We start from the raw sequence: 16,174 nt of genomic DNA, 5'->3' as shown, positions 1-16,174 counted from the left end.
TCAGGCCGCTATCGCGAGCAAGTTCGCTCCCACAGTGATCTGCGGCATGGCACATATCCTGTGGGAGCGAGCTTGCTCGCGATGAACGATAACGCGGTCGTACAGACCTTAAACGCCGCTCAACCCCTTGATCAGCAAATCCACATTCCCCTCCAGTTCCGCGACCGGGTCCTCGGCATCGGTACTCAACACCACCAATCGGCTACCCGACCCGGCAATCACCGCTTTCAGCGCATCCGACGGCTGCCGGTGATGCAGCACCACCGTCACGCCATTGTCCTTGAGCGTTGCGCCCAATTGCTTCAGCGCCTCCGGTGTCCACTCGGCATCGGCGCGTGCATCCTGGCCGATCAATTCCAGATTGAGACCGCCGATCAGGTAGCCGAAGTGATCGCTGAGACTCATCACACTGAGGTTGTCCACATTGGCCAACCGCGCTTCGCTGTCGGCGCTGAGCTTGAGCAAGCGCTGCTTGAGCGTTGCCAGGTTGGCGTCGATCTTCGGCTTGGCCTTGGGGGCCAGGCGCACCAGGTCCGCCGCCATCACATCGGCCATGCGCCCCATGTTATTGCTGGAGAACCACGGCTGACTGTTCAGCCCGTCGACCTTGTTGTCGGGCTGTACGGCTATGCCGGGCAGGGCGCCGTCCACGGGGCGAGCGGCGTCCACTTCGACGATGCGGATATTGCTGCGCCGGGCGATCGGGTACAGCGGGTCATCCGGCCACAGTGAGCGCAGGCCGATCACCGCATCGGCGTCGCTTGCCAGTTTGGCCAGCGCCGGGGCGCCACGGCCGGTGAAGTAGGCGGTCTGGCGGCTGCCGGGCAGGTTGGCCGGGGTCGCGCGTTCGAGGCTGACATCGGTGCCCTTGAGCAAGACCTCACCCAGGCCATAGGTAATCGGCAAGGAGGCCAGCACACGCAGCGGTTTGCCGTTGTCGGCGGCCATGGTCGTTGTCGCCAGCCCGCACAGGGCGATGGCGAGGGTCAGTTGGCGCAGTGAAAAAATCATTTATCCAAGGTTCCCTTTCAGGCTGGGGACGACGCCGCGCGCGATGGCGGCCAGGGCGAAGGCGATACCGGCCACGAGGATGATCGCGGCGCCGGACGGGATCGGCAGGTCGAAGACAATCGGTGCAAGAATCCCGCACAGTGTGCTGACCGTGGCGATCAGCACCGAACACCAGAAAAAGCCCTTCAGCGATTGGCTGAGCAGGCGTGCCGCGGCGGCCGGAATCACCAGCAGGGCGCCCACCAGAATCGCGCCGATGACCTTCACGGCGGCGACGGTGATCAGCGTCACCAGAATCACGAACAGATAATCCAGGGTTTTCACCGCCACCCCGCGCACCGCCGCCAACTGCGGGTTGAAACTGGCGAGCATGATGCGGTTGTACAAAGGCAAGGCCAGGGCCATGACCAGCGAACCGACGATGGCCAGCACCAGCAGGTCATTGCCATTGACCGTCAGCACCGAGCCGAACAGCACGTTTTCCAGAATGTGCACGTTGATCTTGCCCGCCAGAATCAGCAGCAGGCTAGCGCCCAAGGCGAGCGACACCGAGAGAAACACGCCAATCAAGGTATCTGGTGCCAGACCGGTGCGGTTGCGCAGGTAATTGAGCAGGATGCCGAACAGCAGGCAGTAGCCGAACAGGCTGCCGTAGGGGCCGGTGTAGGGTTCGCCGAGCAGGATGCCGATGGCCACGCCGGTCAGGGCGGCGTGACCGACCGCCTCGGAGAAAAACGCGAAGCGCTTGACCACCACCAACGTGCCCAAGCCTCCCAGTACCGGGCCGATCAGCAGACCGGCGAGCAGAGCGTTGACCACGAATCCATAGGCCAGCGCCTCGGGCAGATAACCCGACGACGCCCAGCCCTGGACCATCAGGCGAAAAGCTTCGTAACTCATCAGGCAAGGCTCCGTGGGTGGGTCGAGAACAGGTTCAACAGACGCTCCGGTGTCAGCGCCTGTTGCGGCGTGGCGTCGAACAGCACCCGGCGATTGAGCCCGGTGACGTGATCGGCCAGGCGCCCGACCGCTTCCAGGTCGTGCTCGATCCACAGTACGGTGATGCCCGCCGCTCGCCAGTCGCCGAGCAAGCGTTCGAACACCCGGATACCGGCCTCATCGAGGGCCGACATCGGTTCGTCGAGCACCAGCAATTGCGGAGGCGGAATCAGCCCCTGGGCCAGCAACACCCGTTGCCGTTCGCCGCCGGACAGCGCGCCCATGCGGCGCTTGCGTTTGTCCTGCATGCCGACCCGCTCCAGCGCCTCGCCAATCGCCGTCGCGTAGTGTTTGCTCAAGCCGAGAAAGGCCGGGCGACGCTGGCACATGGCGGCCATGAAATCGTCGACGGTCATTGGCAAGCCCCGGTCGAACTCCAGTGCCTGTGGCACATAGCCGATGGTCCCCGGCTCGGCTGGCCAATGCAGGTTCAAGCGGCCCTGGTGAGGCATTTGCCCGAGCAGGGTCTTGATCAGCGAACTCTTGCCGCCGCCATTGGGGCCGACCAGTGCGTGCACACTGCCGGGGCGGACCTGAAAGGTTACGTTGTCGAGGATCGTCGTGCGCCCGAGGGTCAGGCTGACGCCTGCAAAATCCAGCGTCGGCCCCAAAACCTGTGGGAGCGAGCTTGCTCGCGATGGCGGTGTATCAGGCAACATGGTGGTCGACTGACACGACGCCTTCGCGAGCAAGCTCGCTCCCACAGGGGATTCTGCATCGGCCAGGATGGTTTCTTTCGATGTCATTGGCCCGACTCCTGAATCGCCCGCACCACAGTGTCGAGGTTGCCGGTCATTTCCTTTTCGTACTTGTCGGCGGTGTATTCGCCGTAGGAAATATGCGACAGCGGATACAGCTTCACGCCGGATTCGCGCTGGATGGTGTCGACGTAAGTGGAAGGAAAGTCCATCTCCGAGAAGATCACCTTCACGTCCAGTTCACGCAGTTGATCGATGGTTTTTTTCAGCTGGCTCGGGCTTGGCTCGATACCGTGGGCCGGCTCGACCACGGCCGTGACTTCGAGGCCGAATTCGCGCAGCAGATAGTCGTAGGCCGCGTGTACCGTGGCCACCCGCAGTTCCGCGTTCGGTGCCTGGGTCAGTTTGGCCAGGGCGTCGGCGCGCATCTTGCGCAGGCGCTTGCCGTAGGCGCGGGCGTTCTCGGTGTAGGTTTTGGCATTGGCGGGATCGAGCTTGCCTAGCTCCCGGGCAATGTTGTTGACCTGGGCAATCGAGGCGCTGATCGACAGGAAGGTGTGCGGGTTCACCACCTTGCCGGCACCGCGTGCGGCCACGCCGGTGGCGGCCAGTAGCGGTACGTTCTCGTTGGCTTCGATTACCGGCACGTTCGGGGTTTCGCTGGCGGCGATCATGCGGTCGGCGAAGTCGTCATGGCCGACACCGTTGAGCACAATCACGTCCAGCCCGCTGATGCGCTTGATGTCTTCGGCGCGGGGCTCGTAGGCATGCGGGTTGAAACCGGCTGGAATCAGCGGCACCACCTCGGCCTTGTCGCCGACGATGTTCGCCACGTAGCTGTAGTAGGGATGCAGGGTGATGCCGATGCGCAGGCGCTTGGCTTCGTCGGCGCTGGCCAGGGATGGCAGCAGGCAGGCGAGCAAGCCGACCAGCAGCAGGCGCAAAAAAGAACATTGAGATGAATTGGGCATGGGAAAGCGGTCTTCTCTCGGAAAAAGGCGAGGGTTCAGTGCCGGTGCTGGCGGGTCACACCGGCATCGAATTGCGCGATGACCTGCTGCCAGCCGGCGCTTTCGAGCGCGGCATCGCTGAGGTCGGTCGGTGCCGTGAGCGTGCTGGTGCGGTTGAGCCAGATGTCCGGTGCAGCGTCGGCGGTTGCGCTCAGGCGCAGCAGAAACGAACCGGCGACCGTCGGCTTCTGGCTCTGACCGAAATAGGCCTTGGCGTCGAGCATTTGCCAGGCATGGCCACCCCGGCTGACGGAGCTGGCGTCCCGGGCAAACGGGGCAAACCCTTCCTCGGCCAGCAACTCGGGTGTCGGCAGCGCTTGCTGTTCCTGGCGCAGCAAATGGATCTCGTCCAGCGTCACCCGCAAATCGGCGTAGATACCTTGCTCGGATGCACTGAGGTCACGGCGCGCATCCAGTTGATGGCTGCTGACGCTGCTCACCTCATGGGATTCACCGCGCCAGAGCACCACCGAGCCGGCCACCGCCAGGATCGTCAGGCACAGCAGCAGAACATAGAGGGTTTCATGACCGGCCCCGGCCGGGCGCACGACTTGGGTCGTTGGAGTGCTCATGGTGCCTCGATGTCCGCTTGGTCGATTTCCACGACGTGACCGGGGCCGGCATCGAACAGCACATAGAACTCGGCGCCGGGCTTCTTGAAGGTCAGGGTCGAATCAGGCCCGAGCTTGCCCGGCACCAGGATGGTTTCGTCGTAGCCGATCACATCGAGGGTCACGCCAGGAGCGCCGCTGCCGTCGGAAAAACCGCCGGTGCACTTGATCTGCTCCGCGTCGATGGCCTTGCATTCGCACATCGGATTGTGGGCCAGGGCGGCGGCGCTGAAGCCGGCGCAGAGCACCAGCAACACGGCGTTGAGCGGGCGAAGAGGGGTGATCATGGTTTGCCTCCTTGTTTGTTCAGCCAGGCGATGGTGGCGGGGGAGGCCTGGGTCAAAGGAATGGATGCCTGATGCATGGCGCCGTCCCAGCCTTCCATGGTGATCCACAGTTCGGCGTCGGCCGTGGTCTTTTCCGGGACGGGCAGCGAGGCACCCATGCGGTACGGGGTGCCGAAGAAAATCACCCCGGCGGCGCGCAGGCTGCGGGGCTTGCCGATACGCAGGTAAGTGGCCTTGACCTGGCCGATGCAGGCCTCGCACAACGCGGCGTTGAAACCTTTCATGTAACCGGCCGGGCCGTCGAGCATGGGCGCGGCGTTGCGCAATTCCGCCAGGCGCAGGCTCCAGGGACCGACCCGGACTTCGCCGACCTCCCGTTCGCCAAGGCCACTGTCGCCGCGCATCAATGCCTCGTCGGCGAAGTACTTGGGCATGAAACCCAGGGGAATCAGCAGTAACAGGACGTTCAGATGAAAGCGCCATTTGTGCCAGAACACGTGCAGGCGCGAGGGTTGCGAGGCCGCAATGACTTTGCTCACAGGTGGGCCTCCGAGGGTTCGTTGTTCGTGACCGGTTGCGCCGCGGTGCCACGCTGTTTTTTGTTGCTGCGCTTGAAGGCATTGGCCGTGGCCAGTGCCGTGCGTTTGGTCCAGATCAACAGACCGCTGAGCACCATCATGCTCAGCAACAGGCCGAAGAACGCCCAGATCAGCTTGATCCACAGGCCACCGAAATCGCCGGTGTGCAGCGGGCGCATGGACTCGGTGACGAACTCCAGGGTCGAACGGTCCGAGATCAGGCGCGAGGCGGCGATTTCGCCGTTGTACGGGTTGATCGTGGCGGTCTGGAACATCAACGGATACCAACCGCGTCCGCCGACATCCAGGTGGCTGTAGGCATTGCCCGGCAAGCTGACAAAGCTGGCCTCCAGCCCGGAGATTTTCTGCGTGGCGATTTCAATCGCGCGATCAAGGTCGATACGCGGCGGGGGCGAGCCATCGGCTGACAGCGGCACCGCTTCGCGGGACATCGCCGGGATGATCTTTTCCGTGGAAATGGAAATCTGGTTATCGAACAGCAATGCCTGGATCAGGAACCAGGTGCCGGTGATGGAAATCACCGCGATGAACCAGATCGACCAGATGCCGCTCAAACGGTGAAAGTCGCCCCAGAAAATCCGCGCGCCGTGGCGAATACGCAGGGTTGGCCGAAAAAAGCCTTTCCAGAAGCGTTTGTAGACCACCAGCCCCGTGACCAGCGATGCCAGAAGCGGCAAGCCGAGAAACGACACCAGGTACCAGCCCCAGCTGTAACCGTTGGTGAACGGCACCAGCCACCAGCCGTGCAGCGCCCGGGTGAAGGCGCGGAAGTTGAACTCCGGCGCGACACCCTGGATCACGCCGCTGTACGGATTGACATAAATCACCACCGAGCGCCCGTCGGGGTAGCTGACTTCGACATCCAGGGCGAAATGCGACTCGTCGGGGCGGCTGATGCTCTGCACCACGGTCTGCGGTTCGGCCTTGTTGATGGCCTCGATGACCTGCTGATAACTGAGTAGCGGGGCGTCGTCCGAGGGCTGGCTGGCGCGCATTGGCGGGTTGGCCAGCCAGACGATCTCCTGACTGATGACGGCCAGGGTTCCGGTTACACAGACGATCAGCACGAAAAACCAGATCGGCAATGCCAGCCAGCTATGGACCAGGAACCAGATTTTTGAACGGGACTTCTTTGACATGTTGGAGGTCTTGCCTGGATGAGAGGCAGCTCGGCTGCGGGCTTCGCAGGGATGAGCGCCCAGAAGGTCCGGTCGTGGCTTTTGCCTACGCGAAAGGACTGCATCTAAGTAGGACGGATGAGCAGGGGAAATCCCGAAAGGGGAAATGAAAGAAAATGTTTCTCATTGTCGACAGGTCGCGGGCGGGCTTGCTTGCGCAAGTGATTGGCATGTCGGCGGTGCTGCTGAAGACGGGACCCTTGTGGGAGCGAGCCTGCTCGCGAAGAGGCCCGCTCCAGCACCAAAGATATCAACCTTGGGCAAACATCTCGTTGGCCCGTTGCTCGATCTGTTCCTGGGTCAGGTCTTCCTTGTGCGTGGCCAGGAACCACAGGTGCCCGTAGGGATCTTTCAAGGTCCCTGAACGGTCGCCGTAAAACTGATCCTTGACCTCCGATACGACGGTTGCGCCGGCATCGATCGCCTGTTTGTAGGACTTGTCGACATCCGTCACGTACAAATGCAGACCCACGGACGGCGAATTGTCCGGGTTGCTCAACGGTCCTTGATCGCATGGCGTGCCCAGCATGATCGGGCAATCGCCAATGCGCAGTTCCGCGTGGCCGACACCGCCATCGGGCATGTCCAGGCGCATGATTTCAATGGCGCCGAAGGCTTTTTTGTAGAAGGCGATGGCTTCGGCGGCTTTGTTGATGCCCAGATAGGGGGTGACGCTGTGATACCCCTCTGGAATGGGTTTGACGCTCATGATGGAACTCCCTGTTGTTGTTTTGTGAATGGAAAGTACCTGTGCCGTTGTACGACCGAATAAATATAGGCCAGCCTCTTTCGCCTCACCGAGTGCCCGACGAGCAGCAGCGCCATTCAAGTGCCATCAAGTTGGCTCCAACCAGTGCGCTCCTGGCCCGCGCTCTCCCAGCACATCGCCTGCGTTGCGCAATGGACAAGCCTCCATCGACAGGCAACCACACCCGATGCAGCCGTTGAGGCGATCGCGCAGCAGGGTCAGTTGGTTGATGCGCTCATCCAGTTCCCGGCTCCATTGCGCCGACAGCATTTTCCAGTCCGCCGCCGTCGGCGCCCGGTTGTCGGGCAGTGACTTGAGGGCTTCGCCGATTTCCGCCAAAGGAATTCCCAGGCGCTGGGCAACCTTGATCAAGGCCACCCGTCGCAGCACTTCCCTGGGATAGCGGCGCTGGTTGCCTTGATTGCGGTTGCTCTTGATCAGCCCCTTGGACTCATAGAAGTGCAGCGCCGTGACCGCCACACCGCTGCGCGCCGCGACTTGGCCAACGGTAAGTTCCTTGTGCAGGTTTTCCGGGGTGATCATTTAAAAATTGCCTCTTGACCTCTAGTTAACTTGAGGTTTTACCCTGCACACCTTCGGATCGCAAGATTCGCCTTACATGTGAGTGGGGGACATTTCATGCAAGCCTCAGAGAACAATCGCAGCTTTACTCAACTGATCGAGTTCCAGATCGAGCCGCATCAACAACCCGCGCTGGTATTGGCATTGTCGGCGCAGACCGAACATCTGGCCCGGCAGCACCGCGGCTTTCTCAGTGCCAGCATCCAGGCCAGCGATGATGGCCGGCGGGTACTCAATTATCTGCAATGGCAAACCCGCGAAGCCGGGGAGGCTGCGTTCCGGTCCTTTGAAAGCGGCGAAGAGGATTTCTGGCAGTTGATCCGCGCCCATCAGGCGAAGGCCGTGACCTTCGGCTCGTTCCAGGTCCTGCACAGCCTGGAGCGCAGCCACGACAATGCATTGCACTGCAGCCTGGTGGGCTGGCGCTGACAAGGGCAATGATCGCCATTTCTTGATAGCCACTATTGAAAGCGTTGATTTCTGCTGCCCGGGAGGCGCGGGTAGCCTGTGTTCATTGCCTCGAACCCAGTCGCCAGGACGCCAGAAATGAAACCGATGATCGCCACTTTGCTGATGCTCGCCGTCTCCGTACTCGCCGGATGTGCCAGCCATGTTTCCCCTGAGCTTCGGCCTTACACGGCTGAAGAAAGCAAGGAACTGGCACTGGAAGCGCTGAACCGCCGCGGACTGTCCTTCGACGAGTACCACGCGAAAAAAGCCGAGCTGCTCGGTCAGCCGCAAAAGTCGTTCGGTTTCGACAACCAGGGTGAAATGAACGTCGGGCGATCTGTACAGCTTCACGGTCGTCCGAGCTGAGGCGAAACTGTACTGCTCCAAGTTTCGCGTAACTGTCCATGGGTTTCGCCGAAGGTGTGCGATAGGGTCAACACCTGACCGACCCTGACGGACTGCCACCCATGACGCTCTCACTCGACCTGCTGCTGGGCTTCGCCCTGTTTGCCCTCGTCACCTCGATCACGCCCGGCCCGAACAACACCATGTTGCTGGCCTCCGGGGTGAACTTCGGCTTCAACCGCACGATTCCGCACATGCTCGGCATCACTTGTGGCTTCTTCGTACTGGTGGTGGCGGTCGGCTTTGGCCTTGGCGCGGTGTTCCAGACCTACCCTTTGCTCTACACCGTGCTGCGTTATGTGGGGGCGGCGTATTTGCTGTATCTGGCGTGGAAAATCGCCCATTCCGGGCCAATGTCGGAGAGCCAGCAGGGCGAGGCGAAACCGATCAGCTATCTGGGTGCCGCCGCGTTCCAGTGGGTCAATCCCAAAGCCTGGATCATGGCCATCGGCGCTATCAGCACTTACACGCCGATGCAGGGATACTTCACGAATGTGATCGTGATCGCGGCCGTCTTTGCGATCATCAACCTGCCGAGCGTGGGTGTCTGGGCCGCTTGCGGCACGCTGTTGCGCAATCTTCTGAAGGATCGCCGCTGGCTGCGCCTGTTCAATTGGGGCATGGCCGCGCTGCTTGTGGGTTCGCTGTATCCGCTGATACTCGAAAGCTTTAGCTGACGCATTGCTTCAACCGGTTGCCCGATGCCTGTTAAGCTGACTTTTCAGGAGCGTTCCTACGCACTTTTAAATGAAGTAATTCTTCTTTAACGGCATCCGATCAGGTATTGGTAACGTTCTGAAAACCGCGCGCAGCTCACAAGGCTGCGCTTTGCCGTTTGCAGTCACGAGCTTCCTGATCCCGGAACACGCTCTGCGAGTCTTTTATGAATAAACGTCCGTTGTATTTCGATTACGCCGCCACCACGCCGGTGGATGAGCGGGTCATCAAGGTGATGATCGAGTGTCTGGGCTTTACCGGCAATTTCGGCAACCCTGCTTCCAGTTCCCACGTCTTCGGCCAGCAGGCCCGGCAATCAGTCGAACAGGCGCGACGCCAGGTCGCCGAACTGGTCGGCGCGACACCCGGGCAGATCGTCTGGACCTCCGGCGCCACCGAATCCAACAACCTCGCGCTCAAAGGCGTGGCCCAAGCCCGCCGCATTGGCGGGGGCCATATCATCACCAGCCAGATCGAACACAAGGCCATTCTCGATACCGCCAGGCAACTGGAGGATGCCGGTGTAGCCGTGACTTATCTGGCGCCGGACGCCGAGGGCCTGATCACGGCGCAAGCAGTCAGCGAAGCCATGCGCGAAGACACCTTCCTGGTGTCGCTGATGCTGGTCAACAACGAACTGGGCACCCTCAACGACATTCCCGCCATCGGTCAGATCGTGCGTGATCGCGGGGCGTTGTTCCATGTCGACGCCGCACAGGGCGCGGGCAAAGTGGCGATCGACCTCGCACTGTGGCCGGTGGACCTGATGTCGTTTTCCGCGCACAAGCTCTACGGCCCCAAGGGCATCGGCGCGTTGTACGTCGGTCCGCGTGCACAACAGCGTTTGCAGGCGCAGATCCATGGCGGCGGGCATGAGGGCGGTTTGCGTTCCGGCACGCTGGCGACCCATCAGATCGCGGCCATGGGCGCGGCCTTTGCACTGGCGGCGGCTGCGTTCGATGAAGAGAAAGCCACCATCGTGCGTTTGCGTGAGCGCTTGCTCGAGCAATTGCAGAGCGTTCCCGGCGTGCGTCTCAACGGCAGCCCGACCCGGCGCATTCCCCATACCCTGAGCCTGACCTTCGACGAAGGCGAGTTCAACCCGGCGGCGTTGCTGGCCTCGATCGCGTTTTCCGCGACCTCGGCCTGCAATTCCGCGAGCAATACCCCATCCCATGTACTGCTGGCCCTGGGGCACGATGCCCGCTCGGCCGGTCGCACCATCCGCTTGAGCCTCGGGCGTTTCACCACCGAGCAGGACATCGACCAGGCGGTTCAACTGATCAAGGCAGCCTGCGCCAGTGCTCCGGCATTCTGGCAATAGGGCGACGAAGCGCCGACATTGATCGGCACTCAACAATAATGATGAAGTGGTTAGCAGGAGACACGATGAATACGCAGCTTTCGATCAATGGATCGGTGCCCCAGCGCCTGGCGCAAACCCGCGAACTGATGAGCCGGGAGGGCATTCACGCCTTGCTGGTGCCGTCGGCCGACCCGCACCTGTCCGAATACCTGCCGGGTTACTGGCAGGGGCGCCAGTGGTTGTCGGGTTTCCATGGTTCGGTCGGGACCCTGATCGTGACCCCGGATTTTGCCGGCGTCTGGGCCGACAGCCGTTACTGGGAGCAGGCGACCAAGGAGCTCAACGGCAGCGGCATTGATCTGGTCAAGCTGCAACCGGGTCAACCCGGACCACTGGAATGGCTGGCCGAGCAAACCCCCGAGGGTGGCGTTGTCGCGGTCGATGGCGCGGTCATGGCCGTGGCTTCGGCACGGACCCTGGGCGGTAAACTGGAAGAGCGTGGCGCTCGCCTGCGCACCGACATCGACCTGCTGAGCGGCGTCTGGAGCGACCGCCCAGGCCTGCCGAACGAACCGATCTATCAGCACTTGCCACCACAGGCGACCGTCAGCCGTGGCGAAAAACTCGCCAAACTGCGTGAAACCCTTCAGGCGCGGGGTGCCGACTGGCATTTCATCGCCACCCTCGATGATATCGCCTGGCTGTTCAACCTGCGTGGCGGCGACGTATCGTTCAACCCGGTGTTTGTTTCCTTCGCCTTGATCAATCAGCAACAGGCCACGCTGTTTGTCGCCTTGAGCAAAGTCAGCGCCGAACTGCGCGCCATCCTCGAACGGGACGGGGTGACCTTGCGCGATTACAGCGAAGTCGCTACTGCATTGCGTGCCGTACCGAGCGGCGCGAGCCTGCAAGTCGATCCGGCGCGGGTCACGGCGGGCTTGCTGGACAACCTCGACAGCGGGGTGAACCTGATCGAAGGCCTGAACCCGACCACCCTGGCCAAATCGCAAAAAAGCCTGGCCGATGCCGAACACATCCGTCAGGCCATGGAACAGGACGGCGCAGCACTGTGCGAATTCTTTGCCTGGCTGGATTCGGCGCTGGGGCGCGAGCGCATCACCGAACTGACCATCGACGAAAAACTCACCGCGGCCCGTGAACGCCGTCCGGATTATGTGTCTCTGAGTTTCAACACCATTGCCGCGTTCAACGCCAATGGCGCGATGCCGCACTACCATGCCACCGAAGAAGAACACGCGGTGATCGAAGGGGACGGCCTGCTGCTGATCGACTCCGGCGGCCAGTACCTGGGCGGCACCACCGACATCACGCGCATGGTTGCGGTGGGCACACCGACCGATGAGCAAAAACGCGATTGCACCCGCGTGCTCAAGGGTGTGATTGCCTTGTCCCGCGCGCAGTTCCCGAAAGGCATTCTGTCGCCGCTGCTCGATGCCATCGCCCGTGCGCCCATCTGGGCGGAAAGTGTCGACTACGGTCACGGCACCGGTCATGGCGTCGGTTACTTCCTGAACGTCCACGAAGGTCCGCAAGTCATTGCTTATCAGGCCGCGCCAGCCCCGCAAACCGCGATGCAACCCGGCATGATCACCTCCATTGAACCGGGCACCTATCGTCCGGGTCGTTGGGGTGTGCGCATTGAAAACCTGGCGATGAACCGTGAGGCGGGCAAAAGCGAATTCGGCGAGTTCCTCAAGTTCGAAACACTGACCCTGTGCCCGATCGACACGCGCTGCCTGGAAACTTCGCTGTTGTCCGAGGACGAGAAGCAGTGGTTCAACGCTTACCACGCCGAAGTGCGCGAGCGCTTGAGTCCGTTGGTCGAAGGTGCCGCGCTGGAGTGGCTCAATACCCGCACGGCGGCTATCTGATCGGGAGCTGCTATTGGTTCCGGCGTAGCTGTTTGTTTATGTGCAGCTCAGGCGCTTTATCCAGCGCCTGAGCCATAGGGCGGCGAAGGGGCGGTTGGTGGTCGAGATTCAGCTCAAGGCTTCGAGCACGAAGTCCAGTCGATCCTGGCCGAAGTACAACTGATTGTCGACAAACATGCTTGGGGCTCCGAATACGCCTCGCTGAACGGCTTTTTCGGTGTTGTCCTTGAGCAGGGCTTTTACTTCTTCATCGGCGGTCAGGGCCAGCACCTCTTGCGGATCGAAAGCGTTTTCGCTGAGCACTGCCGCGACGGTTGCCGGTTCATCCAGGCTGCGACCCTCGACCCATATGGCCTTGAACAGGCAATCGATGAAAGCTGCAAAGCGTTCAGGGTGGCGCAACTGCATGCCTGTTACGGCGCGCATGAGCATCAAGGTGTTGATCGGGAAGTGGGGATTGAATTTCAGAGGCACGCCATAGCGTTTGGCGTAGCGGTCCAGATCCTCAAACATGTAGCGGCCTTTGGCCGGGACAGTCGCCGGAGAGGCGTTACCGGTGGCTTTGAACACTCCGCCCAACAAGAGCGGAATGTAGATCAACCGGGTGTCGGTTTGCGCGCAGATCTTCGGTAGCTGGGTGTAGGCCAGATAGGTGGCGGGGCTGCCGAGGTCGAAGTAGAACTCCACGGTTTTGCTCATGTTCAAGGCGCTCGTCTTGTTGTTGTGTGTGGGGGGAATTACCAGCGTTCGCTCCAGGGGCGCAGGTCCAGTTCGAAAGTCCAGGCGTCGCGGGGCTGGCTGTGCAGGTACCAGTAATTCTCGGCAATGTGTTCGGGGTTAAGGATGCCGTCCTGATCCTTGGTCGCGTATTTCTCGGGGAAGCTGTCGCGGATGAAATCGGTATCGATGGCGCCGTCGACGACGACATGGGCAACGTGAATGTTCATGGGGCCGAGCTCTCGGGCCATGCTTTGCGCCAGCGCACGAATGCCGTGCTTGGCACCGGCAAATGCGGCGAAGCCGGCTGCGCCACGCAGGCCTGCAGTGGCGCCGGTGAACAGGATCGTGCCCCGCTGGCGCTTGGCCATGCGTTTGGCCACTTCACGCGCATTGAGAAAACCGGAAAAACAGGCCATTTCCCAGATCTTGAAATACTTGCGGGCGGTTTCTTCGAGAATGCTGCACGGCACGTTCGCGCCGATGTTGAACACGAATGCCTCGATAGGGCCGATCTCGCTTTCTATCTGCTCGACCAGTGCGACCACGTCGTCTTCCTTGCGGGCGTCGCAGGCGAAACCGTGGGCCTCGCCACCATCGGCCTTTATGGCATCCACCAGCGGCTGGAGCTTGTCCGCACTGCGGCGGGTAACGCAGGTGACAAAACCCTCCCGGGCAAAACGCTTGGCAATGGCGCCACCCGTGGCATCACCTGCACCGACGATAAGAACGACCTTCTTGTTATTCATGGGTAGATCCCTTTTGGTAAACGATCGTTAACTAAACGAACGTTATGCTATGATTCGACAGACGTCAAGGCGAGCAAGCTAGGGAGAAAGGCAATGCGTTATTCGGCCAGTCACAAGCTGGAAACCAGGCAAAGGCTGCTGGAAAGCAGTGCGGTATCGGCCAAGAAGTCCGGATTTTCAACGGTGGGCGTGGACGGCCTGATGAAAGCGATTGGCTTGAGTGGCGGCGCCTTCTACAGCCATTTCTCGTCGAAAGACGAGTTGTTCGCCAGCATTGTCGAGCGCGAGTTGGGGCAAAGCCTGGCGCGATTGGGGGAGGGACAGGACCGTGACAAGCTTGAGCGCTGCTTGAAGCAGTACCTGAGTATGTCTCACGTCGAGAATCCGGAAACCGGTTGTGCATTGCCGGCATTGGGGGCGGAAATTGCCCGTTCCGACCTGACTGTCCGTCAACAGGCAGAGCACTGGATTTGTCGGCTTCAGGAAAGTTGGGCGGGTATTCTGCAAAGCGACAGCCTGGCGTGGGCGATTCTGTCGCAATGTATTGGCGCGCTGGTCGTAGCGCGCATGCTGGCTAGCCCGGATATCCAGCGCACAGTGCTGAACTCCAGCTACGAGGAAATTGGCCGTCAGATCGCAAGCCCGAGAACCTGACCCGACGGCCCTGCCTATTTGCAGATGACAATCATGCTGCGGCTGGTATAACCCGCAGGATTGAGGCCAAACGGGTAATCGCCGGGCTCTTCCACTGAATCTCCCGACTTGGCAATGACCTTGTATCCCTTGGGGGCGCAGGAATTGGCGGCGCTGGCGTAGCACTTGTCCCAGGACGAAGACAGTCCGGAACAGTTGATGTGCAGCCCTTTCTTACCGTGCTTGATCTGTGTTTCCGAAGTCGCTGCGCAGCCCGCAATTGCAAGTACGGCGATCAGCATCAAAAATCGTTTCATTACTGTCCTTATAGCGTCCCCGGATCTTGTGCCCGGGTTTGGCCGCTTTCACTTTCGCTTGACGCGTACCGATATCCCTATCTGAAATGGTCCATGTCATGACACTGGGGTGCGGGGCTAAACATGGCCTAATTGAGCGGCAAATACCAGAGCCGTTTCATATCTGCTTTCAATCCGCCGCTACGGCTGGTCTGGTGCTAGTGCTCATGGTCATGGTGGCACCGACGGATGCCAGAATGATGCACATGATTGCCATCCATTGTGACAGCGAGAGGTATTCATGAAGGAACAGCAAGCCAGATAGCGCGCCGAAGGCTGGCTCGATACTCATCAGTGTGCCGAAGGTTCTGGCCGGCATGCGGGTCAGCGCGACCATCTCCAGGGTGTAGGGGAGGGCTGTGGACAGGATGGCGACGCCAAGGGCTATAGGGATCAATGACGGGCTCAGCAGAGCCGAGCCTGCATGGACAATACCGATGGGGGCTACGAAGAGCGCAGCGATCATTACTCCCAGCGCGGCGGTTTGCACGCCATTGTCGGCCCCGGCTTTTTGACCGAACAAAATGTACAGTGCCCAGCAGACCCCTGCGCCCAAGGCATAACCGGCGCCTACAAGATCGATGCCGGTGGTCGTTTCTCCCGTCGGTATCAGTAACAGTAAGCCTGCGGCAGCCAGGGCAATCCACAAAAAGTCGATCGCGCGACGCGAGGCGTAGATCGCCACCGCCAGTGGGCCGGTGAATTCAAGCGCCACCGCGATGCCCAGCGGGACGGTTTGCAACGACATATAGAAGAGGAAGTTCATGCCGCCCAGCGCCATTCCGTAGACGATGACGGTGCGCAGGGACTTTGCAGTGAATTTTGCCCGCCATGGACGCAGTATCAGCATCATGATCACACTGGCAAAAATCAGTCGTAATGTTGTCGTCCCCTGAGGACCGACAACGGAGAACATGCTTTTGGCCAGGGAGGCTCCGGACTGGATCGATGCCATGGCTATGAGCAGCAGCCCAACCGAGAACAGGGTAGAGGCTAGGCTGCGAGGCTGGTCATTCATTACGTGGCATCGTCCGAAATATAGGAATCAGGGCGTTTCTATTTGTGTTGGGCAATATACTGCGCATTCCTTGCAGGCGCGTCTATATATAAGCAGTGTTTTTGCACATGTCGATAGAAAACCTAAATCAATGCTTGACGGCAGATTCCAGGTGTCTATAATTCGCCCCACTTCCGGCGCAGTCGAAACGGAAAACTCCTTGGTAAAC

The 16,174-nt window shown here is 60.8% G+C and carries 21 protein-coding genes; 6 read left to right on the top strand and 15 right to left on the bottom strand.

Going from position 1 to position 16,174, the window contains the following annotated elements; all coding sequences use genetic code 11:
- Positions 1-108 precede the first annotated feature (108 nt).
- The 10 genes from AC1RP7_RS19985 to soxR all read right to left on the bottom strand — a co-directional run bounded on the left by AC1RP7_RS19985 (position 109) and on the right by soxR (position 7,684).
- Complete coding sequence (locus AC1RP7_RS19985) at positions 109-1,011, bottom strand: metal ABC transporter substrate-binding protein (RefSeq protein WP_493181027.1); 903 nt, start codon at positions 1,009-1,011, stop codon at positions 109-111.
- Positions 1,012-1,911 (bottom strand): metal ABC transporter permease, encoded by a 900-nt coding sequence (locus AC1RP7_RS19980; RefSeq protein ID WP_003226663.1) that lies wholly within the window; start codon positions 1,909-1,911, stop codon positions 1,012-1,014. It lies immediately after the preceding gene.
- Positions 1,911-2,669 (bottom strand): metal ABC transporter ATP-binding protein, encoded by a 759-nt coding sequence (locus AC1RP7_RS19975; protein WP_493181313.1) that lies wholly within the window; start codon positions 2,667-2,669, stop codon positions 1,911-1,913. The genes AC1RP7_RS19980 and AC1RP7_RS19975 overlap by 1 nt, the downstream gene beginning before the upstream one ends.
- A gap of 83 nt (positions 2,670-2,752) precedes the next feature.
- Positions 2,753-3,679, bottom strand: a complete 927-nt coding sequence (locus tag AC1RP7_RS19970; protein WP_493181026.1) for a metal ABC transporter substrate-binding protein — start codon at positions 3,677-3,679, stop codon at positions 2,753-2,755.
- Between the two features lie 35 nt (positions 3,680-3,714).
- On the bottom strand, positions 3,715-4,290 hold the full coding sequence (locus AC1RP7_RS19965; RefSeq protein ID WP_493181025.1) for a DUF6162 family protein: 576 nt from the start codon (positions 4,288-4,290) through the stop codon (positions 3,715-3,717).
- Positions 4,287-4,616: a hypothetical protein gene (locus AC1RP7_RS19960; protein WP_057713874.1), complete on the bottom strand. Its 330-nt coding sequence runs from the start codon at positions 4,614-4,616 to the stop codon at positions 4,287-4,289. Before AC1RP7_RS19960 ends, AC1RP7_RS19965 begins: the two co-directional genes overlap by 4 nt.
- On the bottom strand, positions 4,613-5,155 hold the full coding sequence (locus AC1RP7_RS19955) for a PA2404 family protein (RefSeq protein WP_493181024.1): 543 nt from the start codon (positions 5,153-5,155) through the stop codon (positions 4,613-4,615). The genes AC1RP7_RS19960 and AC1RP7_RS19955 overlap by 4 nt, the downstream gene beginning before the upstream one ends.
- Complete coding sequence (locus tag AC1RP7_RS19950) at positions 5,152-6,354, bottom strand: PepSY-associated TM helix domain-containing protein (RefSeq protein WP_057713876.1); 1,203 nt, start codon at positions 6,352-6,354, stop codon at positions 5,152-5,154. Before AC1RP7_RS19950 ends, AC1RP7_RS19955 begins: the two co-directional genes overlap by 4 nt.
- Before the next feature lie 289 nt (positions 6,355-6,643).
- Positions 6,644-7,102: a VOC family protein gene (locus AC1RP7_RS19945; RefSeq protein ID WP_493181023.1), complete on the bottom strand. Its 459-nt coding sequence runs from the start codon at positions 7,100-7,102 to the stop codon at positions 6,644-6,646.
- 126 nt (positions 7,103-7,228) lie between these two features.
- Positions 7,229-7,684, bottom strand: coding sequence for a redox-sensitive transcriptional activator SoxR (gene soxR, locus AC1RP7_RS19940; protein WP_090456997.1), 456 nt, complete (start codon positions 7,682-7,684; stop codon positions 7,229-7,231).
- A gap of 96 nt (positions 7,685-7,780) precedes the next feature.
- On the opposite strand from soxR, the gene AC1RP7_RS19935 reads away from it, so the two are divergent.
- The 5 genes from AC1RP7_RS19935 to AC1RP7_RS19915 all read left to right on the top strand — a co-directional run bounded on the left by AC1RP7_RS19935 (position 7,781) and on the right by AC1RP7_RS19915 (position 12,493).
- The gene (locus AC1RP7_RS19935; RefSeq protein ID WP_493181022.1) at positions 7,781-8,152 is read left to right on the top strand and encodes an antibiotic biosynthesis monooxygenase; all 372 of its coding nucleotides are present in this window, start codon (positions 7,781-7,783) and stop codon (positions 8,150-8,152) included.
- A 117-nt stretch (positions 8,153-8,269) separates the two neighbouring features.
- Positions 8,270-8,539 (top strand): hypothetical protein, encoded by a 270-nt coding sequence (locus AC1RP7_RS19930; RefSeq protein WP_057713880.1) that lies wholly within the window; start codon positions 8,270-8,272, stop codon positions 8,537-8,539.
- A gap of 101 nt (positions 8,540-8,640) precedes the next feature.
- A complete protein-coding gene (locus tag AC1RP7_RS19925) occupies positions 8,641-9,255 on the top strand; it encodes a LysE family translocator (protein WP_493181021.1) in 615 nt (204 codons plus the stop codon).
- 206 nt (positions 9,256-9,461) lie between these two features.
- Positions 9,462-10,619: a cysteine desulfurase family protein gene (locus AC1RP7_RS19920; protein ID WP_057713882.1), complete on the top strand. Its 1,158-nt coding sequence runs from the start codon at positions 9,462-9,464 to the stop codon at positions 10,617-10,619.
- 65 nt (positions 10,620-10,684) lie between these two features.
- Complete coding sequence (locus tag AC1RP7_RS19915; RefSeq protein WP_493181020.1) at positions 10,685-12,493, top strand: M24 family metallopeptidase; 1,809 nt, start codon at positions 10,685-10,687, stop codon at positions 12,491-12,493.
- A 108-nt stretch (positions 12,494-12,601) separates the two neighbouring features.
- On the opposite strand, the gene AC1RP7_RS19910 is transcribed toward AC1RP7_RS19915, so the two are convergent.
- Positions 12,602-13,192 (bottom strand): 2-hydroxychromene-2-carboxylate isomerase, encoded by a 591-nt coding sequence (locus AC1RP7_RS19910; protein ID WP_057713884.1) that lies wholly within the window; start codon positions 13,190-13,192, stop codon positions 12,602-12,604.
- A gap of 38 nt (positions 13,193-13,230) precedes the next feature.
- Complete coding sequence (locus AC1RP7_RS19905) at positions 13,231-13,959, bottom strand: SDR family oxidoreductase (protein ID WP_057713885.1); 729 nt, start codon at positions 13,957-13,959, stop codon at positions 13,231-13,233.
- A 93-nt stretch (positions 13,960-14,052) separates the two neighbouring features.
- Here AC1RP7_RS19905 and AC1RP7_RS19900 point away from each other — a divergent pair, with 93 nt between their 5' ends.
- The gene (locus tag AC1RP7_RS19900) at positions 14,053-14,613 is read left to right on the top strand and encodes a TetR/AcrR family transcriptional regulator (RefSeq protein ID WP_218494496.1); all 561 of its coding nucleotides are present in this window, start codon (positions 14,053-14,055) and stop codon (positions 14,611-14,613) included.
- 14 nt (positions 14,614-14,627) lie between these two features.
- Here AC1RP7_RS19900 and AC1RP7_RS19895 read toward each other — a convergent pair whose 3' ends face one another.
- From AC1RP7_RS19895 to AC1RP7_RS19885, 3 genes are all read right to left on the bottom strand, one after another.
- The gene (locus AC1RP7_RS19895) at positions 14,628-14,909 is read right to left on the bottom strand and encodes a hypothetical protein (RefSeq protein WP_090456987.1); all 282 of its coding nucleotides are present in this window, start codon (positions 14,907-14,909) and stop codon (positions 14,628-14,630) included.
- 169 nt (positions 14,910-15,078) lie between these two features.
- Positions 15,079-15,966 (bottom strand): threonine/homoserine exporter RhtA, encoded by an 888-nt coding sequence (gene rhtA / locus AC1RP7_RS19890; RefSeq protein WP_057713888.1) that lies wholly within the window; start codon positions 15,964-15,966, stop codon positions 15,079-15,081.
- Between the two features lie 27 nt (positions 15,967-15,993).
- The coding region (locus tag AC1RP7_RS19885; RefSeq protein ID WP_493184000.1) for a hypothetical protein at positions 15,994-16,174 on the bottom strand (181 nt) is incomplete at its 5' end.

Source organism: Pseudomonas sp. GW822-FHT01E03, assembly GCF_058802985.1.
This window is presented reverse-complemented; position numbering and strand designations above follow the sequence as displayed.

Excerpts from the sequence above, each read along its gene's own strand:
- AC1RP7_RS19985 (WP_493181027.1), bottom strand. The coding sequence starts at position 1,011 with ATGATTTTTTCACTGCGCCAACTGACCCTCGCCATCGCCCTGTGCGGG.
- AC1RP7_RS19980 (WP_003226663.1), bottom strand. The coding sequence starts at position 1,911 with ATGAGTTACGAAGCTTTTCGCCTGATGGTCCAGGGCTGGGCGTCGTCG.
- AC1RP7_RS19975 (WP_493181313.1), bottom strand. The coding sequence starts at position 2,669 with ATGTTGCCTGATACACCGCCATCGCGAGCAAGCTCGCTCCCACAGGTT.
- AC1RP7_RS19970 (WP_493181026.1), bottom strand. The coding sequence starts at position 3,679 with ATGCCCAATTCATCTCAATGTTCTTTTTTGCGCCTGCTGCTGGTCGGC.
- AC1RP7_RS19965 (WP_493181025.1), bottom strand. The coding sequence starts at position 4,290 with ATGAGCACTCCAACGACCCAAGTCGTGCGCCCGGCCGGGGCCGGTCAT.
- AC1RP7_RS19960 (WP_057713874.1), bottom strand. The coding sequence starts at position 4,616 with ATGATCACCCCTCTTCGCCCGCTCAACGCCGTGTTGCTGGTGCTCTGC.
- AC1RP7_RS19950 (WP_057713876.1), bottom strand. The coding sequence starts at position 6,354 with ATGTCAAAGAAGTCCCGTTCAAAAATCTGGTTCCTGGTCCATAGCTGG.
- AC1RP7_RS19945 (WP_493181023.1), bottom strand. The coding sequence starts at position 7,102 with ATGAGCGTCAAACCCATTCCAGAGGGGTATCACAGCGTCACCCCCTAT.
- soxR (WP_090456997.1), bottom strand. The coding sequence starts at position 7,684 with ATGATCACCCCGGAAAACCTGCACAAGGAACTTACCGTTGGCCAAGTC.
- AC1RP7_RS19935 (WP_493181022.1), top strand. The coding sequence starts at position 7,781 with ATGCAAGCCTCAGAGAACAATCGCAGCTTTACTCAACTGATCGAGTTC.
- AC1RP7_RS19930 (WP_057713880.1), top strand. The coding sequence starts at position 8,270 with ATGAAACCGATGATCGCCACTTTGCTGATGCTCGCCGTCTCCGTACTC.
- AC1RP7_RS19925 (WP_493181021.1), top strand. The coding sequence starts at position 8,641 with ATGACGCTCTCACTCGACCTGCTGCTGGGCTTCGCCCTGTTTGCCCTC.
- AC1RP7_RS19920 (WP_057713882.1), top strand. The coding sequence starts at position 9,462 with ATGAATAAACGTCCGTTGTATTTCGATTACGCCGCCACCACGCCGGTG.
- AC1RP7_RS19915 (WP_493181020.1), top strand. The coding sequence starts at position 10,685 with ATGAATACGCAGCTTTCGATCAATGGATCGGTGCCCCAGCGCCTGGCG.
- AC1RP7_RS19910 (WP_057713884.1), bottom strand. The coding sequence starts at position 13,192 with ATGAGCAAAACCGTGGAGTTCTACTTCGACCTCGGCAGCCCCGCCACC.
- AC1RP7_RS19905 (WP_057713885.1), bottom strand. The coding sequence starts at position 13,959 with ATGAATAACAAGAAGGTCGTTCTTATCGTCGGTGCAGGTGATGCCACG.
- AC1RP7_RS19900 (WP_218494496.1), top strand. The coding sequence starts at position 14,053 with ATGCGTTATTCGGCCAGTCACAAGCTGGAAACCAGGCAAAGGCTGCTG.
- AC1RP7_RS19895 (WP_090456987.1), bottom strand. The coding sequence starts at position 14,909 with ATGAAACGATTTTTGATGCTGATCGCCGTACTTGCAATTGCGGGCTGC.
- rhtA (WP_057713888.1), bottom strand. The coding sequence starts at position 15,966 with ATGAATGACCAGCCTCGCAGCCTAGCCTCTACCCTGTTCTCGGTTGGG.